This window comes from Flagellimonas algarum, assembly GCF_040513375.1.
GTDB lineage: Bacteria > Bacteroidota > Bacteroidia > Flavobacteriales > Flavobacteriaceae > Flagellimonas_B > Flagellimonas_B algarum.
Genome location: NZ_JBEVTG010000001.1, coordinates 1,498,481 through 1,517,781, shown reverse-complemented (window position 1 = coordinate 1,517,781; position 19,301 = coordinate 1,498,481). Strand labels below are relative to the sequence as shown.

The window sequence follows — 19,301 nt, the reverse complement described above, 5'->3', positions numbered from 1 at the left end:
TTTTGCTTTCTAAGCAAAGGGGTCTTATATGCTTTTACTACAAGGTCACCTTGGCCGTTTTTCGTACATCGCGTGAAGAGGCCGCCGCCTTGATGCGATAATCGCCGGGTTCCAAAGTCCAGCCATTGTTGCCTTCGTCCCAATACCGTAGTGATCGAATCGGCAGTTTCAATCGAAGGCTATCGACCTGACCGGGCTGTAAGAGTGTGGTTTTGACAAAACCCTGTAGTTCTTGGGGTGCCCTATCGATCGTTGTTCCTTCCTTTTCCGCATAGAATTGTACCACTTCCTTGCCTGCGCTTTCCCCAATATTGGAAACAGTCAAGGCAATCGACAGCGAGTCGTTTTCCAATTCCACCACCATATCCCCATAACTGAATTCAGTGTAGGAAAGTCCGAACCCAAAAGGATAGGACACCTCAAGATCCCGCTTGTCGAAATGGCGGTATCCCACATAGATGCCTTCATCGTATACCGTAATATCACGGTTCGCCAATTTTTCTTCTTCAGGTCGCTCGTCTGGTGGGAATAGGAGTTGGCCCATCAAATCGCCCATACTGAGTGTGCCGCCACCTTCGGGAAAGTTCGCATGTGAAGCATGGTCCTCGATCTTGTTGGGAAAGGTCATGGGTAATTTTCCACTCGGATTCACTGCCCCCGATAGGATGTCAGCTACCGAATTACCCCCTTCCTGGCCACCTTGCCACGCCAAAACGATGGCATCGGGCCCATCCTTCCATGAAGCCGTTTCAATCACCCCGGCGATATTCATGACCACTACCAGCTTTTTACCGGCAGTCGAGAACGCCGCGCTCGTCATCTCGATCAATCGTCGTTCTTGATCGGTAATCAAAAAATCACCTTGGGTATGGCTACGATCGGCACCTTCACCGGCGTTGCGACCAAGGGTCAATACGCCCACATCGGCGGTAGCGACGATGGTCTCTAGCTCGGTTGCGGAATATGACATTTCAGGGGGATGAAAAGGGTTGAACATAGCATCAAGCCCTTCAGGTTTGACAAAAGCCTCAGCATTGGCCGTTTTCAGTGATTCGTAAAGCGATTTCGCTTTGGTGTTGATGGTAAAACCCGCATTGGCCAAACCTTCTTCCAAAGAAACGGTATACGCCTCATTCACATCACCAGAACCCGTTCCTCCGGCAATGAAATTGTACGAGGTCGTACCCAACAAGGCGATATTCAAACCTTCGGCCAACGGAAGCGCGGCTTCATTCTTCAATAGCACCATACCTTCTGCCGCAGAATTTCGGGTAATGGATGCATGCGCCCCAAGATCAGGATTCTCCCCATAAGCTTCCCCTTTGATTTTTTTCGTTTGGAAGACCAAGGTAAGGATGCGCGCCGCGGCCCGGTCGATATCCGATTCAGCCAGTTGACCTGATTCGGCCGCCTCGGTCAAGGCATCCCACTGTCTTTTCGTACCGGGTTCCAAAAGATCGTTGCCCGCGCTGATTTGGGCCGTGGCATTACGCCCACCGAACCAATCGGTCATCACCAAACCCTCGAAACCCCATTCGGTTCTCAAAATATCGGTCAACAATCGCGGACTCTCGGAAGTATAAGTACCGTTCACTTTGTTATAGGAAGACATAATGGTCCAGGGTTGGGCCCGTTCCACAATGATCTCGAAGCCCTTCAAATACAGTTCTCGAAGCGCGCGTTCCGAAATGACCACGTCGTTCAGAAAGCGTTCGGTTTCCTGGTTGTTCGCAACGAAATGCTTGAGCGAAGTACCGACACCATGGCTTTCGATTCCATTGACCATGGCGGCACCCATGATCCCTGTCAAGAGCGGATCTTCGGAGTAGTATTCAAAATTCCGGCCACAAAGCGGATGCCGATGTAGGTTGGCCCCCGGGCCCAAAATGACATCGATGCCGTATTCAGAGGCTTCCTTACCCATAGCCTCGCCCACTTCCCGTACCAGGGGTTCGTTCCAGGTAGAGGCCAAAAGGGTAGCGATCGGAAAAGCCGTGCAGTAAAAAGTACGGTCTTCGCCTTCCCTTGTGGGTTCGATGCGCAAACCTGCCGGGCCGTCGGAAAGGTAAACCGTAGGAATTCCCAATCGTGGTGTTGGCACAATCGTACCCACGGCCCCGGGAATACCGTCAGGTTCACCGGCCCCCATGGCCGAAGCGATGCCCGAACCCTTGAGCAAATGGATCTTTTCCTCCAAGGTCATCTGGGCCAAAACATCGGCAACACGGGCTTCCACAGCTTGTCGGTCGTCTTCATAAACATCCAGGGCACCATTGCCATTGCGGTCTAAAAAGGCATAGCCATCGACCGTCAACGTATTGAATTCGGTGGTTTGCTTATAGTCCTTTTCAAAATTCAAAAAAGTAGCCTTGAAATAGCGGTAGGTCAAAAATCCTGTCAACAGTAGCAGCAACACTAAAACACCTAGGACTTTCAATACCGTTTTTATCTTTTTATTCATGATGGGTTTATTTGTGTCATTTTGCCACAAATATAGTAAATTATGATTTGTGACCAAACGTCACAATTGTTATTTTTGTTGGGATGGATATGAACGACATCTTAGAAAACGGGAGGGATTATTTTCTCCCCAACCTCTCCATAGACCTGGTCATCATTGGGTACGAAGACGGTGTTTTGAAATGCCTGCTTTTGAAATTAGGTCCAAAATGGGCGCTTCCTGGGGGCTATATCAAGAAAGACGAATCGGTTGACCATGCCGTCGTGCGTATCCTCAAAGAGCGAACCGGCCTGGCCCGACCCCATTTTAAGTTCCTATCCGTATTCGGTGCGGCCGATCGCCGTTTCGACCAAGAGTTCAAAAACTACTTCGATGCCAACGGATTGCCATGGCGCGACGACTATTGGATCAATGATCGCTTCGTGACCCTTTCGCATTACTCCCTGGTCGATATTGCCCACACAAAACCTGAACCCGGCGAGTTCGACGAAGCCGTTGCCTGGTTTCCTTTTGACCAGCTGCCCGACTTGTGGTTGGATCACGGTTCGATTATCGATTTCGCGAGAAACCGCTTAAAGGAAGACAGTAAAAACGAGTTGCACACCCACAACCTACTGCCATCGGCCTTCACCATGCCCGAACTACACCGCCTGCACCAAACGATTTTGGACGAGAATCTCGATCGCAGCCGTTTTCAAAAGAAAATATTGGCCACCGGTCGGTTCGAACGGCTTCCTAAGTTGAAAAAAGAAAGCCCTGGTAGCAATCCTTACCAATACCGGCTTAAAAACCGATCCTAACCCCTTAAGTTGTTTTAGTACCTTTAGGTATTGAGCAACCACCCATGAAACGAATCCATTACTTCTTTTTGTTGATCGCCCTAAGCGGTTTCACCTATGGTCAAGAGGCCGACCCCGTGCTTGTAGCACCGGGGGATTGGACCTATGAAAAATTGGCCTTACCCCTTTCTTTTGCCCCTGACATTCCGTTGACCGGTTATGAGGAGGTTCGGTTTTCCCCGCAATGGAACGTCATGGACACCGATGGCTTTTGGACCTATGCCTTCGCTTGGGTTTTGGAACAGCCCTTGAACGTCGATAGGCAGACACTGGCGACCTACCTCGAATCCTATTACGACGGTTTGATGCAAGCAGTCGGTAAATTCGAAACGGTCGACACCCAAGTGGCCTTGCAAGAAAACGAATCCGGATATGAGGGTATAGTGGTCACCAAAGACGGTTTCTTTACCAAAGCGGAAATCCGTCTTCATCTGAAGATCACCACCCATCAAAACGGAGGCTTATGGGTGTTCAAACTGTCACCTAAACCGAAGGACCATACCAACTGGGAAGTCTTGCAGGCTATTCGTCCCAATGCCGTGAAGCACGTAACCTTAAGCGGCAAGTTCAAGACCTTTGACGGTATATCGATCGCCTATACCGATACCGGAAGCGGGTATCCGGTGCTATTACTACACGGATTCATCAATAGCGGTAGCTCATGGAATAAAACGGAACTTAAAAAAGCGTTGATCGCCCAGGGATTCCGCGTCATCGTTCCCGACTTACGGGGTAACGGTCAATCGGACAAACCGCAATTGCCCGATAGCTATCACCATGATGCCGAAGTAAAAGACCTTTTGGCCCTTGCGGATCATTTGAACCTCACCGCCTATCATGCCGTTGGATATTCTCGGGGAAGCATCGTTTTGGCCAAACTGCTAACCCAGGAACCTCAGATCACCAAAGCGGTCTTAGGTGGAATGGGTGCTGATTTCACCGACCCCGACTGGGACCGCCGCAAGGCTTTTGCAGATGCATTTAGTGGTCGAAAAGCAGCGAACACCTTAACTTCAGGAGCAATAGCCTATGCCGAATCAATCGGAGCGGATTTAAAGGTGTTGGGGTATTTGCAGGATTTTCAACCGGTAACCCGACCTACCGAACTGAACAACATCCGTATTCCGGTCATGATTGCCTGTGGCGATGCCGATACAGACAATGGTGACCCCAAGGAACTTCAAGCCATGATCCCTAAAAGCGAAATGATCTTGCTCAAAGGCGATCATAACAACACCTACAAACAAGCCGATTTTGCCAGAGCGGTCATCGATTTTTTAACAAAGAACTGATTCGGCACTACAGGCTATAAACGACTCGAAACGTAACGAAACGAGGTTGGATGAAGGTTTCCGATGAGAAGACCGACACGTTGTTGGCACTGTTACGAACCTGGGCGTCGATATCCAGCAAATTGGTAGCCTTCAATTCATATTCCCATTTCGCATCGCGGTCTTTTCGGTACGCCAAGGAAGCATCCCAATTCTGGAACGACTGTGAATTTCCATCGCCCAAGTCCTGATTGGTATAGGTGTACTGCGAACGCAGGGTGACCGATTTCCAGATATAGGCATCGAAATCGATCGAAGGGGCATTGGTCACGAACTTGGTCTCTCCCCCTCCTTGTTCATTATTGGTGACACTGTAACGGTATCTAAAATTGATATTGGGGGCGATTTTGAAATTGGTTCGGATTCCCGGGGTATAAGTCTGGGTAAACCCTTCGTTCAACGAGCGTTGTCCTTGAATGAATTGGTTGATTTTGCTGTAATTGAACCCAGCGTTCAAGGTGGCCTGCACCTTACCGAAGGTGCGCTGTACCCGGCCGAACAGACTGAAGGTCTCATCGGCGAAATTCGAATTGAAAAAGGTACTCGTACGGATGACGTTCTCGAAATCGGTCAAACTACGGATCTGGTCGATATTGTTCGAATAGGCCGCACGTGCGAAAACGTTGGTATAATTGAACAAGTTAAAGCTACTGTACAACAGACTGATATTGTTCGACAAGGCGTTTTGCAACCCGGCTTCCCCGAATTGGATGTCATTGAAACTGTTCAAAATCAGCCCCTCGGCCAATCGGGTGACATCGGTGAACTGGTTGCGCATATCATAGCGCAAGGTGAGCGATTCACTCTTTTTCAAATCGATCCGGGTCTCGAATTCGGGGAGCACCCGAAAGAAATTGTCTTCGAAAATACTGCCGAACTGCTCGTTCTTATTTCCGTAGGCATGCACCGATAGTCCAGGGGTAATGGTAAATTTTCCTGTTTTCAAGCGGTAGCGCAGCCCGAGATACAGATCGCTGAAGTTATAGGTAATATCATTACGCGATCGTCCATCGTTAATGACCGGTGTAGGCTCGAAAGCAGATCCATCATCCAAGAACTGGAAAATGGAGGAATTGAACTCCTGACGGCTAAAGATCACCCCAAAGGTCACGTTCAAGTTGCTCTTTTTATTCAAGATGTTGTAATAATCCAACTTCGCATCCAGCTGATTTGATTTGATCATTCTATTCTGATCGAAAACATAGGCGTCTTGCCCCGTATCGAAGCCCAGGGACCCCGCGGTGGTGTCGAAGGCATCGTTATCCGAATCCGTATTGGTCAATACCGCATTATAAAAAGGGTCTTCCTCCCTCAATTGATGCTGGGCCTCAAGGGCAAAGATGTTATTCTCGTTCAGGGTATAATAGTAATTCAAATTCTGGTTTAGGCTCCATGGGGTATAGTCGTCGACACGAAGGGTATTTCCCAAGACCGAGGATGCGACCAATTGACTCTGTTGATCACTGGCGATCCGTGCCAAAACATCATAGTCGATCTGGTTGCTGTAATTGGGTTGGAAGGAGGCACTTAATTTCACCAAACCTTCCTCAGAGCGTTCACGACCCGAAGCTTCGGTCACCTCATCGGGAATGCCCAAAGCAGGGTCGGTATATTGGATGCCGTTGATTTCACGAGATAGGATCCTACTGCTGCTGTAAATCAAAAAACCGCTCAAATCCAAGCCCGAAGATGGGGAATAACTGAAATTCGCCGTCGCCAATTTGCTTTCGATTTCCAAAGTGTTGTTCTGATCGGTCAAAAAGTTCAAGCTGTTGTTCCCCAAACTGATATCGGTACCGCTATTTTGGCTCGGCACTCGAAAACCTCCGTTTAAATTGCGGATATCACGCCGATTCAATGCCACTTCACCCGTATTGTTGAAATCGCCGATAAAGTTGAGGGTGTATTTCGGACTGTAGTAGAACAACTTCGGTTGTACCACGTACAAACCGTCATCAGGAGAGGCCCCACCACCTAAGGTGACATCGCCGAACCAGAAATTCTCTTTTCCTTCCTTCAGCTTAATGTTCAGGGCGACATTGTCTTGGTTGTTCCTGACACTTCGCAACTGCCCGACTTCGGCATAGTTTCGAAGTACCTGGATCTTATCGACGGCTTTCGAAGGAATGTTCTTGGTCGCTAGTTTGGTGTCCCCATCAAAAAAGTCCTTGCCGTTCACCATGAGTTTGTTGACCACCTTCCCTTCAACTTCGACCTGCCCGTCTTCATTGATCTCGACACCCGGTAATTTCTCCAAAACGTCTTCGAGCTTTCGTTCCGTACCGTCTTGAAACGAATCGGCATTATAGACCAAGGTATCCCCCTTGACTTGAACCGGCATTTCATAGACCAGTTCGACCTCATCTAGGGCGTTTTCAGATTCCAATACAAAGTCGGTAACAATATCCGATTCCTTCGTCTCCAAGGGCACCTTGAGCATCTTCATGCCCACGTAGCTGATTTGGATTTGGTACGAACCGTTGGGGCCCAGTTCGATCTTGAACTTTCCCGAATCGTTGGTAATGCCATAGGAGGCCATGGCATTGGTTTCTTGGTTGATGGCGATCACATTGGCCAGTTCTAGCGGATTACCCAGGGTGTCTTTGACGACCCCTTCCAATTGTATTTGGCCATAAGCGGTCAGGCCGATCAACAGGACCAGCGCGGTCAGGATTCGCTTCATCGTTTTCTTTTGGATGGAACTAGGATAAGGAGGTTTGGATTAGCGGCTTCTTCTTCTGCCCCTATTTTCCATCATCTCTTTCATTTTGCCCAAGACCGTGGTCTCATACTCGGCCTTGGTCACCACCGTGCCTTTTTTAGGGGCTTCTATATCAAGTGATTCTTTGGGGTTCATCACGATTTTGGAACAGAGCATGGTCGTTCCGCCGGCATTGACCTCCAGTATCAACCCTGGAAGACCCCAATATTCAGCCGGACCATGTGAAACGGGAATCTGGGGGGTATACCAAGCCACTACTTGGGTCATATCGATTTGGGGTTCACCACCTTCTTCCGCGTTGGCGGCTTGTTGGTTGCGCAATTTGCCCCATGAAAAATCATACCAGGTCAATTCATTGGTCGGTACCAAAGCCGATGCTTTGAAACAGGTATACTCGCCGATTTGCTTGGTCTCCGAACCCATGTTCCAATTGAACGCCTGCAGTTTGTCTTTCACCAAAAACTTTTTACCGTAGAACTCCTGGCTTTGGACCAAGGCGTCTTCCTTCACGTTTTTGTATTGTTCCCCACGGGCGAAGTTCTTTCCCCAAGAATCCGTGGCCCCCGACATGGCGTCGAGTTGTTCTTCTTCATTAAAGACCGACGCTTCTTTGTTGAAGTTCAATATATAGGTCTTCTCCAAACGATTCTTCAAGCGTTCCTTGATTTGTTTCTTTTGGGCTTCGCTCATTCGGGCACCCCAACTCCCCAATTCGAGGGTCGATTTTGAAAAGTAGATCGCTTGGCCTTGAAAATCAGGGGCTTCAGGTTGGATTGAACCGAACAATAATAGGATTAATGAGAAGAACGTAATAAGGATGGATTTCATGGTGGTATCTGTTGAATTAGCTTTGTTTAACGAAAATAAAAAAAGACTAAACATTTTTATTGCGTTTATCAAAACATTAACACCATGCGAACAAACTACATGGCTCGTTAAGATTTTTTATCTTACTGCATATGGCCAGACTCCAGCTTCCAAAAAATACGATACTCCAAAAGCCAGGTGAATTGAACAGTAAAATCTATGTGATAAAATCAGGCTTACTACGCAGTTATGCCGTTGACACCAAAGGCAAAGAACATGTATTCATGTTCGCGCCCGAAGGTTGGGTCATCGCCGACAATGCCCCACCTGAATCACCTACAAGTTTGTTTATCGATGTCTTGGAAGATGCCGTAGTCGAAGTGCGACAAAAAAACCTATCGGACGAACAGCAGAACGTCGGGCCTTTGGTCAAACGCTTGCACGTCTTGCAGCAAAGGGTTATGGGCCTCATGGCTTCTTCGGCCTTAGAGCGGTATCAAGTGTTCATCGAAACCTATCCTGATATCGTGCAACGGGTACCCCAACGCATGATCGCCTCATACTTAGGGGTTACTCCAGAGGCGTTGAGCAAGGTAAAGTCGTCCAAATTCAGGACGCCCTGATCCGTTTTCTTAATCTAGGTTAATGTATACTTTAATGGGATTTGGGAACTTTCCGGACAAATTCCCATGTATGAAAACCATTTCCTTTTGTTTGCGCACCGCCTCTATCTTATGGATCGTTTGGGGTCTGGTGCACGTTCTAGCCGGTGTCATGACCATGAAGGGTGTTTTGACCGATGATATCAGTGCCTCCGTCATCGGAATTGCCGATGCCGTTGACCCCGACACCCTGACCATGGACTATCCCAAAGCGGCCGGTGCGATCATTGGGCAACACGGCTTCAACCTCCTCTGGATCGGTATGATCACCTTTGTTTGTGCTTTTGGCATATGGAAAGGGAACAAAAATGCTATTTATCTAGCCGCACTCGTAGGCGGATTGGCCGACTTGGGCTACTTTCTGTTCATGGATTTGGGTGGATTCGTTCATTTCTTCCCGGGTACCCTGATGACCGTGATTTCCGCATCGGCCATCCTCCTTAGCTGCTATGCCGTTTTCCTCCAGCGCAAAACCACACAAGGCTAGCTGTCCTTTACAGTTTCCAAGTTAGGCCGACACCGGCATATTGGTTGGTGTAACCCCGAAAAGAGCGCGAAGCGAGATCCACGGTATTGGTTTCCCTAAACCTACTGTAGGCCCTTCCGGTGAACAACAGCCCCTTAATCGGTAATTGGTGTTCGAACTGCAATGAAATATCGGTGTAAGTATAGCGGAGCAAATCGGTCGCCCCAGGGGCTTGTATATCGGTATACCCCCGCACCTGGTACTTGACCAAGGCATTGATCCGCGTCTTGTCGTTATCAAAACGGAAACGGATCCCTGGTCCATATTGGTGAAACCCGGATCGGTTCTCGAGACGATCGAAACGACCGTAATACGTCAGTTGGGGTGCAATTTCGAAAACAGCGTTCAACGGTAAGTTGTAAAATCCGGTGAGCTTCGCATAGTCCCAATCACGACGGCCCGTTTGGGGCGATTCTTCTGAATTGAAGGTGTCGTATAGGCGTTTTTTGATATAAGTCGTCAGTCCGAACGAATGCTCGAATCTTCCAGGGCGGAATTCCTGTCTGGTCGCCAAACGCAGTCCGTATTCATTGAATTGAAGGTCCCTGACCCCGTAGGCATCGAAATTCTTGAAATTATAAAACCCCTCAAAGGAAGTGCGGTGTTGTTTGGTTGGGCGCCAAGCCAGTCCACCCGAACCACCATAATTGGTATACCCTAACGGATTGACCAAAACGTCTTGGGCACCGTCAAGCCCTTCACGATCCATTCGATTAATGTTCAATTCGCCTAGCAGTTTGATCGATTTCGAGAGTTTGCGATCGTATTTTACCGCCACATCCAAACTCCAATAACTATCGGTCATTTGTTCTTGGAACAACCTCGCAAAGGGGGAAATGGCAATGCGGAGCCGGTTCGCCTTCCATTGGTAGCGGTAATCATAATCAAAGAACAGATCTAGATAGCCACTACTGGAAATCAAATCGTTTTCGTTCAACAAGCTACCATCGACCAATACCTGATCGGGACTTTTAAAGTAATTGTACTCGTAACCGGTTTGGCTGCCGAATTCGAATCGGTGCCGTTCTTGGGCCATGGCGTTAAGCGCCGATAGCAATAAACAAAAGGTGATATACTTTTTCATAAGATGGGATGTATTGGATTTAGGCCAGGCAATTCGCCAGACCTTGTTGATTGACCAGTTGTATGCCGAGGCCCGGCCGTACATTGACTTCCATGATTTGCGGCCCTTTGACCTTATCGATGACCAAGTCGATTCCGAGATACTCCAGCGGAAAGGCTTTGGCCGTTTTTCGGGCCAATTGCAGCATGGTAAACCAAAACGGGATTTGCATGCCGAAGACTTGGTTCGAATTATCGGGATGATGCAGCGTATACCGTTTTCCGTCGTACACCTGCGTTAAGGTGCCCTTGGCCATATCGACCCCGATACCCACACCGTTTTGATGTAAATTGGCCTTACCGTCCGACTTCGAGGTCGGCATCCGCAACATGGCCATCAGCGGTTTTCCCTTGAGGGTAATGATCCGGAAATCAGGGACGCCTTCATCATAGATCTCGGCAAAGAACGGATGCGGTACAATACACTCCTCAATGAGACAGGCATCGGTATTCGCCATGGAAAACAAGCCGGATATGATACCGGTAATATGTTGGAAAATCTGGGCGTCGGTCATCGTATTACCGCTACTTTGCCAGTGACCCTTGGCATTTTTCCTTAAAATCTTGATCCCACCGCCACCGCAGCCCTTGGCAGGCTTGATGACCAAGGTGCTATGGTCTTGCAAAGCGGCCCATTTGGTTTTGATCTCACTGATCCGTTCAATAACCGCATACGTGCGGGCGCAGGCAATACCATGTTCGTGCAATAGCATCTTCGCCTTGACCTTGTCATCGGCGAGGGTGTAATGCTCACGCTGATTGTGCGGGTAAATCAATTCGATATTGCGTCGATTGAGCCCGACCACCCCCTTGGGGTTTCGGACCTGGAATAACTTTCCTAACATGATCAGCTGAATTTTAAGGGTAACAAGGGTTGAAAACGAAGGAGCTCGGTCCACCGTAAGCCGACATAGCGTCCGAGGAGCATGCAGGCTGTGATGACCAATAAGAGCAATTCCGGAAACAGGATCAGGATGCCGTCTAGGCCGGGCACGGCGAAAAGCAAATAACATACGCCAACGGCCAAAAGTGTTTGGAGCAAGGTTCCCGTCGCTTTATGGAAACCGTCTTCAACAATGAGTTTCGAAAAGCGTTCTGCCGAAATCGTCAGAATAATGGTCGGGAACAAGGTCAACGCCCCCAACCAAGGGATATCGAATCGCAGACCGAAGTAATTGCCCAAGGCCATCACCAAAACCATCAGGGTCAACGAGATGACCAATTTGGGGGTATGCAGTAAGCCCATGGCATCAAAAGGACGGGTGATCAAACCAACGAACAAAATCAAGAAAAGGAAGAGTACCATTCCGGTCGTAAATCCGGTTTCCAAAAGGGAAAAAGCGATAAGCACCGGTAAAAAGACCCCAAAGGTGCGAATGCCGACGATATTCCGTAATAAGGCGACGATCAACCCACCCAAGGGCAGCATCAACAGCAAAAAGAGGTTCTTTTTCGAAATCGTGCCGTTTTTGACAAGTCCCCATAACGAAAACGCCGTCAATTCATCGATCCCTTGGGCTTCCTCATTGATCATAGGCAGCGATTCTTGAGGTTCGATTTCATAGGCGTAGTCAAATTGGATGCCCGGGCTATGGGTCACTAAAAAGGCATCGCCTTCATACAATTCCAAATAATTGGCAGGCAGATAGGCAAAATGACCGTTCAAAGCATCAAAGGGCACCCAATCGCCGTTGATGTGCAATTCGACCCAAGCGTGACTGGTACGCTTGTTCGATTCTTTTAAGATAATCCCCCCTTTGATCCTGGCCGGATACCCCAGGTTCCTGGCCAAAGCGACCAAAAGCCGACTCTTGCCATTGCAGGACGCTTTGTTTCGTTCCAAAGCACCCAAAGCATCGGTCAATGTGATGATCGGTGCGGTAGGAATTCCGTGCACATAGTCGAACACCGCCTGTACGACCGCCTTATCACTGGTAGTGCCCTTGGAAAGCCGTTTCGCCAGTTGGGCGATGGGCTCGGCATCCGATTGGATGTGCTCGGTAGGTACCAAAAAGCCTTCCATACCTGTGGTCATTGGTTTGAATTTGGACGGTAGTCCGAACAGTTGGTCCTTCCCCCTAAAAGCAAAGGAGTAGCTCACGCTTTCATAGGTATTCGGTACGTCCGTCGTCCAATGGCCGCGAACGTTCGGACCTTCGGCCACGGTGGTGAACCCAATAGTCGGGGGCATGATGCTTTTTTGGGCTAAGATTTGTTGTCTTGCGTTGTTTTTGGGCAAAAACGCCTTCACGAAGGTGGTCGCACTATCGGTTTTGAAGAAATACCGGTACGTCACCCGATACACCGCATCAGCTTTAAATTCCGCTTCGTTTTTTGAAAGCCATTCCAACTTATAGGCGATGGATGCCACAGCGAGTACGCTTAGTGCAAACAGGATGGACTTGTAATGCTTTGGGACGGTCATAACCAATTATTTTTTAGTTTTGGTAGTAGAACAGGATACTTTGGATTCACCCCACCCCCCTAGAAAAAAATTCCCTGAATGAGCGAAAGCGAAAAGTCCGTTTGCGAGAAAAGGGTATTCGACCGGCTGTTCGACCTCCATGCGGAAACGCTTCGCAATTACCTCTATTACCAATCAGGAAACCTACCCCAGGCCGAAGACCTTGTTCAAGAAGCCTTCATCAAACTCTGGAACAATTGCAAAAAGGTCGTTTTCGAAAAGGCCCGTGGATTTTTATTCGCCGTGGCTAAAAACGCCTTTTACAACCAGGTAGAACATCAAAAAGTAGTGTTGAAATACGCCAAAAGGCCCCAACGATCCGTAGAACACGAAACCCCAGAATACCAATTGGAGGAAAAAGAATACCGCGAAACGCTCGAATCGGCGATTGCGGCACTCCCCGAAGGCCAGCGCGAGGTGTTTTTAATGAATCGCATCGATGGCATGACTTATAAAGAAATCGCCGCCTTTTTGGAAGTTTCCCAAAAAGCGGTAGAAAAACGCATGCACAAAGCTTTGGTCAAGTTGCGTAAAACAGTGCGGAATATTTAACGTATAAGGGGGTAGGGTAAAAATGGAGTGCCCTGTTTCCTAGATGTATGTAGCAAAACTATGTTCGAAGAAAAAGATGATACGATAATGGCCCGTTGGCTCGCTGATGAGTTGACCGATGCGGAATCGGCCGAGTTCGAGGCATCCGAAACCTATGCGGAATACCTGCGGTTGCAACGGCATCTTGAGGGCATTGAAAAACCCGGGTTCGACAAGGAAGCCCTTCGCGAAAAAGTATGGCAGGGCATTGCTTCAGGCAACGCAAAAAAGGTGGTGAACCTAAGGCCACTCTATTACACCTTGGGTATCGCGGCCTCCATAGTACTCCTCTTTGGCCTGTTCTTCAGTAAAATCACCTACAGTACCGGTATCGGAGAGAAAAGCGAAATCATCCTCCCAGACGGCAGTACGGTGGTATTGAATGCGCAATCGCGCTTGCAACACCGTCGGTTCTTTTGGACGAACAACAAAACCGTACAGCTCGAAGGGGAAGGCTTTTTCAAGGTGACCAAGGGCGAAGGTTTTCAAGTGCGCACTACCTCAGGGGATGTGAGTGTCTTGGGAACGGAGTTCAACGTAAAAATCCGAAATGAGGACTTTGAACTCCGATGCTATGAGGGCAGGGTCCGTTTCGACCATGCCCCAGAGGAACAACGATCTGTATTGGAAGCCGGTGATGCCTTGACCTTCAAAGGCAAGGTGATGGTCACTTTTCAACATAACGATGACAGACCCGACTGGCAAAGCGGCCAAAGCCGCTTTTCGAATGCGGAGTTGCATAAGGTACTGGCCGAATTAGAGCATTACTATATGGTCCGTTTCGAGTATGGACCCAAGCTCATCGAAGGAAGGTTTACCGGCAGTTTCGTGCATGACGATCTGCCTTTGGCCCTGAAGTCAGTGTTGGTTCCCATGGGAATCCGATACGAATTATCGGAAGATCAAAAAACCGTCACCTTATATGCACGATAGCCTCAAGCGTTTCTTATTGACAGGGATGCTTTTAGCCATTGTATTCGTGGCCAAGGCCCAAGACCGCTATACCTTTACCTACAATGACACCCCCTTGGCACAAGTCCTTCAAGATGTTGAAGCACGTTCGGACCTTTTGTTTTCCTATTCCGAAACGGTTATCGCCGAATACCGTATCACGCTTTCGAAAGAATTGACGATCAATGGGTTATTGGCATATCTCCAAAGTGACACCGGCTTGTTGTTCGAACCTATCCGTACCAATCAGATCATTATCAGTCCACCGGACACACGAAGTACCGTATGTGGTTATGTCTTTGATGCGATCGATAAAACGCCCTTGGCTTTTGCCACCATCTTGATCAAGGGCACCACCAAAGGATATACCACCGATGCACGGGGTTATTTTTCAATTGTCGACGAACCGATCGAAACGGGGATCCTGCTCCAATTCGTGGGCTATGCGACCCGATTGCTCATGCCCTCCGATTTCGCGGACCAAGAATGTCTGAATTTCTTGATGGAACCCCAAATCGAATCCTTGAAAGAGGTCGTGGTACGCTCTTACCTGATCAAGGGCATCGATAAGAACAAAGACGGTTCATTGACCCTTCAACCGGCCGAGCAAGGGGCTTTACCAGGGCTGGTGGAATCCGATGTTTTCCAATCGGCACAGTGGGTCCCTGGTATATCGAGCATCAACGAGACCGTGTCCGACATCCAGATCCGTGGCGGTTCTGCCGACCAAAACCTGATCCTGTATGACGGCATCAAGATGTACAACACCGGACATTTCTTTGGGATGTTATCGATATTCAACCCGAACATCACCACCCGTGCCACCTTGTCGAAAAGCGGGGCCTCCGCAGCCTATGGCGAACGTATTTCAGGGGTCATCGACATCGAAGGGGAAACCCAAATCCCCGAAACCTTGAATTTCGGTCTTGGGCTGAACGGCACACAAGCTGACACCTACCTGAAAACCCCTTTGGGCGATAAGCTAGGCTTGGTCGTTTCGGGCCGTCGTTCTTATGCCGATATTGAAGGTTTGGGCACCCCTACCTTTGAGGCCATTTCCGAAAAAGTCTTCCAGAACACCATCATTGTAAACGATGGCAACGGTCAAGTCATTCCCGCTGAAGAAGACGAAGAAACCCTGGTCGAAGGCGAAGAAGTTTTTTCATTTTACGACCTCAACCTCAAACTGATCGTCAAACCCTCTGATAACGATAGCATCTATGTCAGTGGTTTGTTGACCGACAACGACCTGAATTTTGTACTGGTCGATGATGAAAATCGGTCACAAGATGCCTTGAGCACCGAGAACCAAGGGCTCAGTTTTGATTGGACGGGACGCAAAGGCCGGGATTGGCACCACAGCCTCAGCGCGTATTACTCGAATTTCGACAGCCAATACCGCAATCGGTTTTTTGAAGACAATGCCGTGACCGAAGAAAACCTTAGGCGAAATTCGGTCAAGGACTATGGCTTACGTGCTGGCTTGGGCTATGATCTTGACGAAAAACAACAACTTGAATTAGGATATCAACTGACGCGCAACGAAGTGGCTTATCAATTGTTTCGCGATGAGCTTGGCGATGAGGATATCGAACCCGAAGACCCTGAAGACGGCGAAGCTTCTGCAGATGAAAGGGACTTCAATGAAGCCTCGAATTTTAAAAACACCACCCATGCGCTTTACGCCAATTACGACTTCAGACCAAAAAATCGTGGTTTGGTACGGCTTGGCCTTCGAGGGTCGCGGTTTTCACTTCTTGACGCTTGGTATTTCGAGCCTCGATTGAATATCGAATATCCGCTCAGCAAAAACCTTCGAATCAAGCTGACCGCTGAACGACGCTTTCAAATCGTCAGTCAATTGATCGAATTCGAAGATACCCGATTGCGCTTGCAAAGCGGTATCTGGACATTGACGGAAGAGAATATACCCGTTTTGGAAAGCACCCAGTTCTCAACCGGCTTCTTATACGATATCGGAGGGTGGACCTTGGATGTGGATGCCTATTTCAAAAACATCGATGGCTTGACGTCTTTTACCAACGGGTTTACCAATGCCTCTGAAGAATACTCGCAAGGGGAAAGTGAGATTTTCGGGGTCGATGTCCTCCTGAAAAAACAATGGCAGGCCTATCGTATTTGGCTGGGATATACCTTCAACGAAGTGAGGTATCGTTTTGAAGAACTCGCAGCAGGCCAATTTCCGGGCAACAATGATATCACCCACAACCTGACCCTGTCGAATACCTATGAACTTGATGCTTGGCGGTTTTCATTGGGGTGGAATTTCCGTTCCGGGGCTCCATTCACCCCGGTTACAGGTTTTGACGCTATGAACGGGGATATTGATTTCGCACCCATCAATAGCGCCCGCTTGCCCGATTACCACCGATTGGATGCTTCGATCCAGTATCGGTTTGCATTCAATGCAACGGGAAACACAAAGGGCGTCTTAGGGGTTTCGGCCCAAAACCTTTATGCCCGTCAGGTACCCCTTTCCGTGTTCTATCGCGTGGATGAAAATCCGGAAACCGGTTTGCAAGAAATCGACCAATTGGAACAATTGTCATTGGGGTTTACCCCGAATTTTTTATTTCGGGTCAGCTTTTAGGGGTAGGGTAAGACAAGCTTGTCCCTGTTTTCTTTAAAAAACATCTTATGAACGTTTCTTTGATCGCCCGATTCCTTTGTATGCTTATGCTGGTTTTTTCCTGCAGTTCGGAAAACCCCATGTCCCCTAGCCCGGAAAACCCCAGTGGTTCGGCCACGACCATCATGCCCTTAGGCGCTTCCAGGGTCGAAGGAGCCCGCCCTGAATACGAAAGTTACCGTTACGAGTTATGGAAGTTATTGGTCGATTCGGGGGTCGCCTTTGATTTTGTCGGTACGCGGGACGATACCTCCTCCTACCCGACCTATACCGGTCGTCGTTTTGATCCCGACCATGAAGGCCGGGGTGGTTTTACCTCCGGTCAGATCTTGCAAGGCCTACCAGCTTGGTTACAGCAAACGGGAGGGCCTGATATCGTCTTGTTGAGTTCGCCGGGGGGCAACGATGCCTTGACCAACCAGTCTTATGAGCAGGCCCTAACAAATATCAAGGCGATCATCGACCTCTTGCAATCGGCGAACCCCCGAGTGACGATCATCATCGAACAACTGGCACCGGCCATGAGCAGCGCCATGACTCCACAGCTGACTGCCTTTTTCAATCAAATGCAAGAAGACGTGCCAAAGATCGCTATGGACGAGCGAACCGCCACCTCTACTATTTTGGTAGTGGATATGGCGACCGGATTCGGTGATAGCTTATTGGCAGATGATGTACATTACAATGAAGCAGGGGCAGGTTTCATCGCGGCCCGGTACTATGACGTATTGCAAGGGGTGCTCGAAAACTAAACGATTCCCTAAAATCGAAGCCTCGCTATTCACTCTCGGAGTATTCCTACAATATTCAATTTTCGTTATCTTACGGAGACTAAAAAACCGCTATGAAACGAATACTCCTGTCGATGTGCTGTTTTGGGTTTTGCCTAACGATATGCGCCCAAAAACAGCTTGATGCCAAGGCATCCGACCCCGCCCTTATGGGATGGATGCAAGGGTTCCCTCCAAATTCCGATCGCATCGCGTTGGCCGAAGATGGAAGTTTTTTCACCTTTCCCGCCTTGCGATACAGTGTCTGCCATATGCGGCAGTTCTTACCGACCACCGAAGTGGCGGCGGCCCAAAGCGATCGTTATGAATTCTCCGTTGATTTGGACAGTCACATCGATTCCCTTTCGTTCACCCCTTTGAACGGTACGGGTCGTATGGGTTGGACCGAATCTTTGGCGACCAACTATACCGATGGCTTATTGATCCTGCACCGCGGCACCATCGTTTATGAAAAGTATTTTGGGGCCTTACAACCAGAAGGGGTACATGCGGCCATGTCGGTCAGCAAAACCTTTACGGGTACCCTTGGGGCATTATTGCTGGCCGAGGGGGTTTTGGACGAGACCAAGCCCGCAGCGGACTATGTGCCTGAATTACAAGGTTCCGCCTTTGGGGATGCCACGATACGTGAGATACTCGATATGACCACGAGTTTAAAATACAGTGAGGACTACTCGGATCCGAATGCCGAAGTATGGGTATTTTCGGCCGCGGGCAACCCGCTACCAAAACCCAAAGGATATACTGGGCCGAAAAATTACTACGCCTATTTACAAACGGTGCAAAAAGGGGAGGGGGCCCATGGTGATGCGTTTGCTTACAAAACCATCAATACCGATGTGATGGGTTGGATCGTATCACGGGTGACGGGAAAAACGATTCCACAGTTGCTTTCTGAACGTATTTGGAAACCTATAGGCACCCATATTGACGGTTATTTCCAAGTGGATGCCGCGGGTATTGCCTTTGCTGGTGGTGGCTTTAGCGCCAATATGCGCGATATGGCCATGTTCGGTGAAATGATCCGGAACCAAGGCCGCTTCAATGGCCGACAGGTCTTACCGGTTGCTTTGGTAGAAGACATTATGAAAGGGGGCGATCAAGAGCGCTTCGCCAATTCAGCTTACGCCTCATTAAAAGGATGGAGCTATCGCAACATGTGGTGGATTACCCATAATGCGAACGGCGCCTTTGCCGCTCGGGGCGTGCACGGTCAAACCATCTATATCGACCCTGCAGCGGAAATGGTTTTGGTCAGGTTCGCATCACATCCTGAGGCCAAAAATGCCAAAATCGACCCGACTTCGCTTCCGGCCTATCAAGCTGTTTCGGATTATCTGATGACGAATTAAAAGCAAACATCACCTTACTTCAATTGCCAATC

The 19,301-nt window shown here is 48.9% G+C and carries 15 protein-coding genes; 9 read left to right on the top strand and 6 right to left on the bottom strand.

Going from position 1 to position 19,301, the window contains the following annotated elements; genetic code table 11:
• Window positions 1-37: 37 nt before the first annotated feature.
• The gene (locus tag ABV409_RS06945; protein WP_353876824.1) at window positions 38-2,461 is read right to left on the bottom strand and encodes a glycoside hydrolase family 3 C-terminal domain-containing protein; all 2,424 of its coding nucleotides are present in this window, start codon (window positions 2,459-2,461) and stop codon (window positions 38-40) included.
• A gap of 89 nt (window positions 2,462-2,550) precedes the next feature.
• On the opposite strand from ABV409_RS06945, the gene ABV409_RS06940 reads away from it, so the two are divergent.
• A complete protein-coding gene (locus tag ABV409_RS06940; protein WP_353876823.1) occupies window positions 2,551-3,261 on the top strand; it encodes an NUDIX hydrolase in 711 nt (236 codons plus the stop codon).
• Between the two features lie 44 nt (window positions 3,262-3,305).
• On the top strand, window positions 3,306-4,592 hold the full coding sequence (locus tag ABV409_RS06935; protein ID WP_353876822.1) for an alpha/beta fold hydrolase: 1,287 nt from the start codon (window positions 3,306-3,308) through the stop codon (window positions 4,590-4,592).
• A gap of 7 nt (window positions 4,593-4,599) precedes the next feature.
• On the opposite strand, the gene ABV409_RS06930 is transcribed toward ABV409_RS06935, so the two are convergent.
• Together ABV409_RS06930 and ABV409_RS06925 are read right to left on the bottom strand one after the other, a co-directional pair.
• Window positions 4,600-7,314 (bottom strand): carboxypeptidase regulatory-like domain-containing protein, encoded by a 2,715-nt coding sequence (locus ABV409_RS06930; protein WP_353876821.1) that lies wholly within the window; start codon window positions 7,312-7,314, stop codon window positions 4,600-4,602.
• A gap of 39 nt (window positions 7,315-7,353) precedes the next feature.
• Entirely contained in the window at window positions 7,354-8,181 is an 828-nt protein-coding gene (locus ABV409_RS06925; RefSeq protein WP_353876820.1) for a GLPGLI family protein, read from the bottom strand.
• 131 nt (window positions 8,182-8,312) lie between these two features.
• Between ABV409_RS06925 and ABV409_RS06920 the strand changes: the two genes are divergently transcribed.
• Window positions 8,313-8,783 (top strand): Crp/Fnr family transcriptional regulator, encoded by a 471-nt coding sequence (locus tag ABV409_RS06920; protein WP_353876819.1) that lies wholly within the window; start codon window positions 8,313-8,315, stop codon window positions 8,781-8,783.
• A 70-nt stretch (window positions 8,784-8,853) separates the two neighbouring features.
• Window positions 8,854-9,309: a hypothetical protein gene (locus ABV409_RS06915; protein ID WP_353876818.1), complete on the top strand. Its 456-nt coding sequence runs from the start codon at window positions 8,854-8,856 to the stop codon at window positions 9,307-9,309.
• A gap of 7 nt (window positions 9,310-9,316) precedes the next feature.
• Here the strand turns inward: ABV409_RS06915 and ABV409_RS06910 are convergent, their stop codons facing one another.
• From ABV409_RS06910 to ABV409_RS06900, 3 genes are read right to left on the bottom strand one after another with little or no spacing between them, the layout of a single operon-like run.
• Complete coding sequence (locus ABV409_RS06910) at window positions 9,317-10,432, bottom strand: hypothetical protein (protein ID WP_353876817.1); 1,116 nt, start codon at window positions 10,430-10,432, stop codon at window positions 9,317-9,319.
• 19 nt (window positions 10,433-10,451) lie between these two features.
• Window positions 10,452-11,315 (bottom strand): sugar-transfer associated ATP-grasp domain-containing protein, encoded by an 864-nt coding sequence (locus ABV409_RS06905; protein WP_353876816.1) that lies wholly within the window; start codon window positions 11,313-11,315, stop codon window positions 10,452-10,454.
• Between the two features lie 2 nt (window positions 11,316-11,317).
• Complete coding sequence (locus ABV409_RS06900; RefSeq protein ID WP_353876815.1) at window positions 11,318-12,895, bottom strand: 7TM domain-containing protein; 1,578 nt, start codon at window positions 12,893-12,895, stop codon at window positions 11,318-11,320.
• 78 nt (window positions 12,896-12,973) lie between these two features.
• Between ABV409_RS06900 and ABV409_RS06895 the strand changes: the two genes are divergently transcribed.
• The 5 genes from ABV409_RS06895 to ABV409_RS06875 all read left to right on the top strand — a co-directional run bounded on the left by ABV409_RS06895 (window position 12,974) and on the right by ABV409_RS06875 (window position 19,269).
• Window positions 12,974-13,486, top strand: coding sequence for an RNA polymerase sigma factor (locus ABV409_RS06895; protein WP_353876814.1), 513 nt, complete (start codon window positions 12,974-12,976; stop codon window positions 13,484-13,486).
• 60 nt (window positions 13,487-13,546) lie between these two features.
• Window positions 13,547-14,458, top strand: a complete 912-nt coding sequence (locus ABV409_RS06890; RefSeq protein WP_353876813.1) for a FecR family protein — start codon at window positions 13,547-13,549, stop codon at window positions 14,456-14,458.
• The gene (locus tag ABV409_RS06885; RefSeq protein WP_353876812.1) at window positions 14,448-17,087 is read left to right on the top strand and encodes a TonB-dependent receptor; all 2,640 of its coding nucleotides are present in this window, start codon (window positions 14,448-14,450) and stop codon (window positions 17,085-17,087) included. The genes ABV409_RS06890 and ABV409_RS06885 overlap by 11 nt, the downstream gene beginning before the upstream one ends.
• Window positions 17,088-17,134: 47 nt before the next feature.
• The gene (locus ABV409_RS06880; protein ID WP_353876811.1) at window positions 17,135-17,878 is read left to right on the top strand and encodes a GDSL-type esterase/lipase family protein; all 744 of its coding nucleotides are present in this window, start codon (window positions 17,135-17,137) and stop codon (window positions 17,876-17,878) included.
• Between the two features lie 92 nt (window positions 17,879-17,970).
• Window positions 17,971-19,269 (top strand): serine hydrolase domain-containing protein, encoded by a 1,299-nt coding sequence (locus tag ABV409_RS06875; RefSeq protein ID WP_353876810.1) that lies wholly within the window; start codon window positions 17,971-17,973, stop codon window positions 19,267-19,269.
• Window positions 19,270-19,301: the final 32 nt, after the last annotated feature.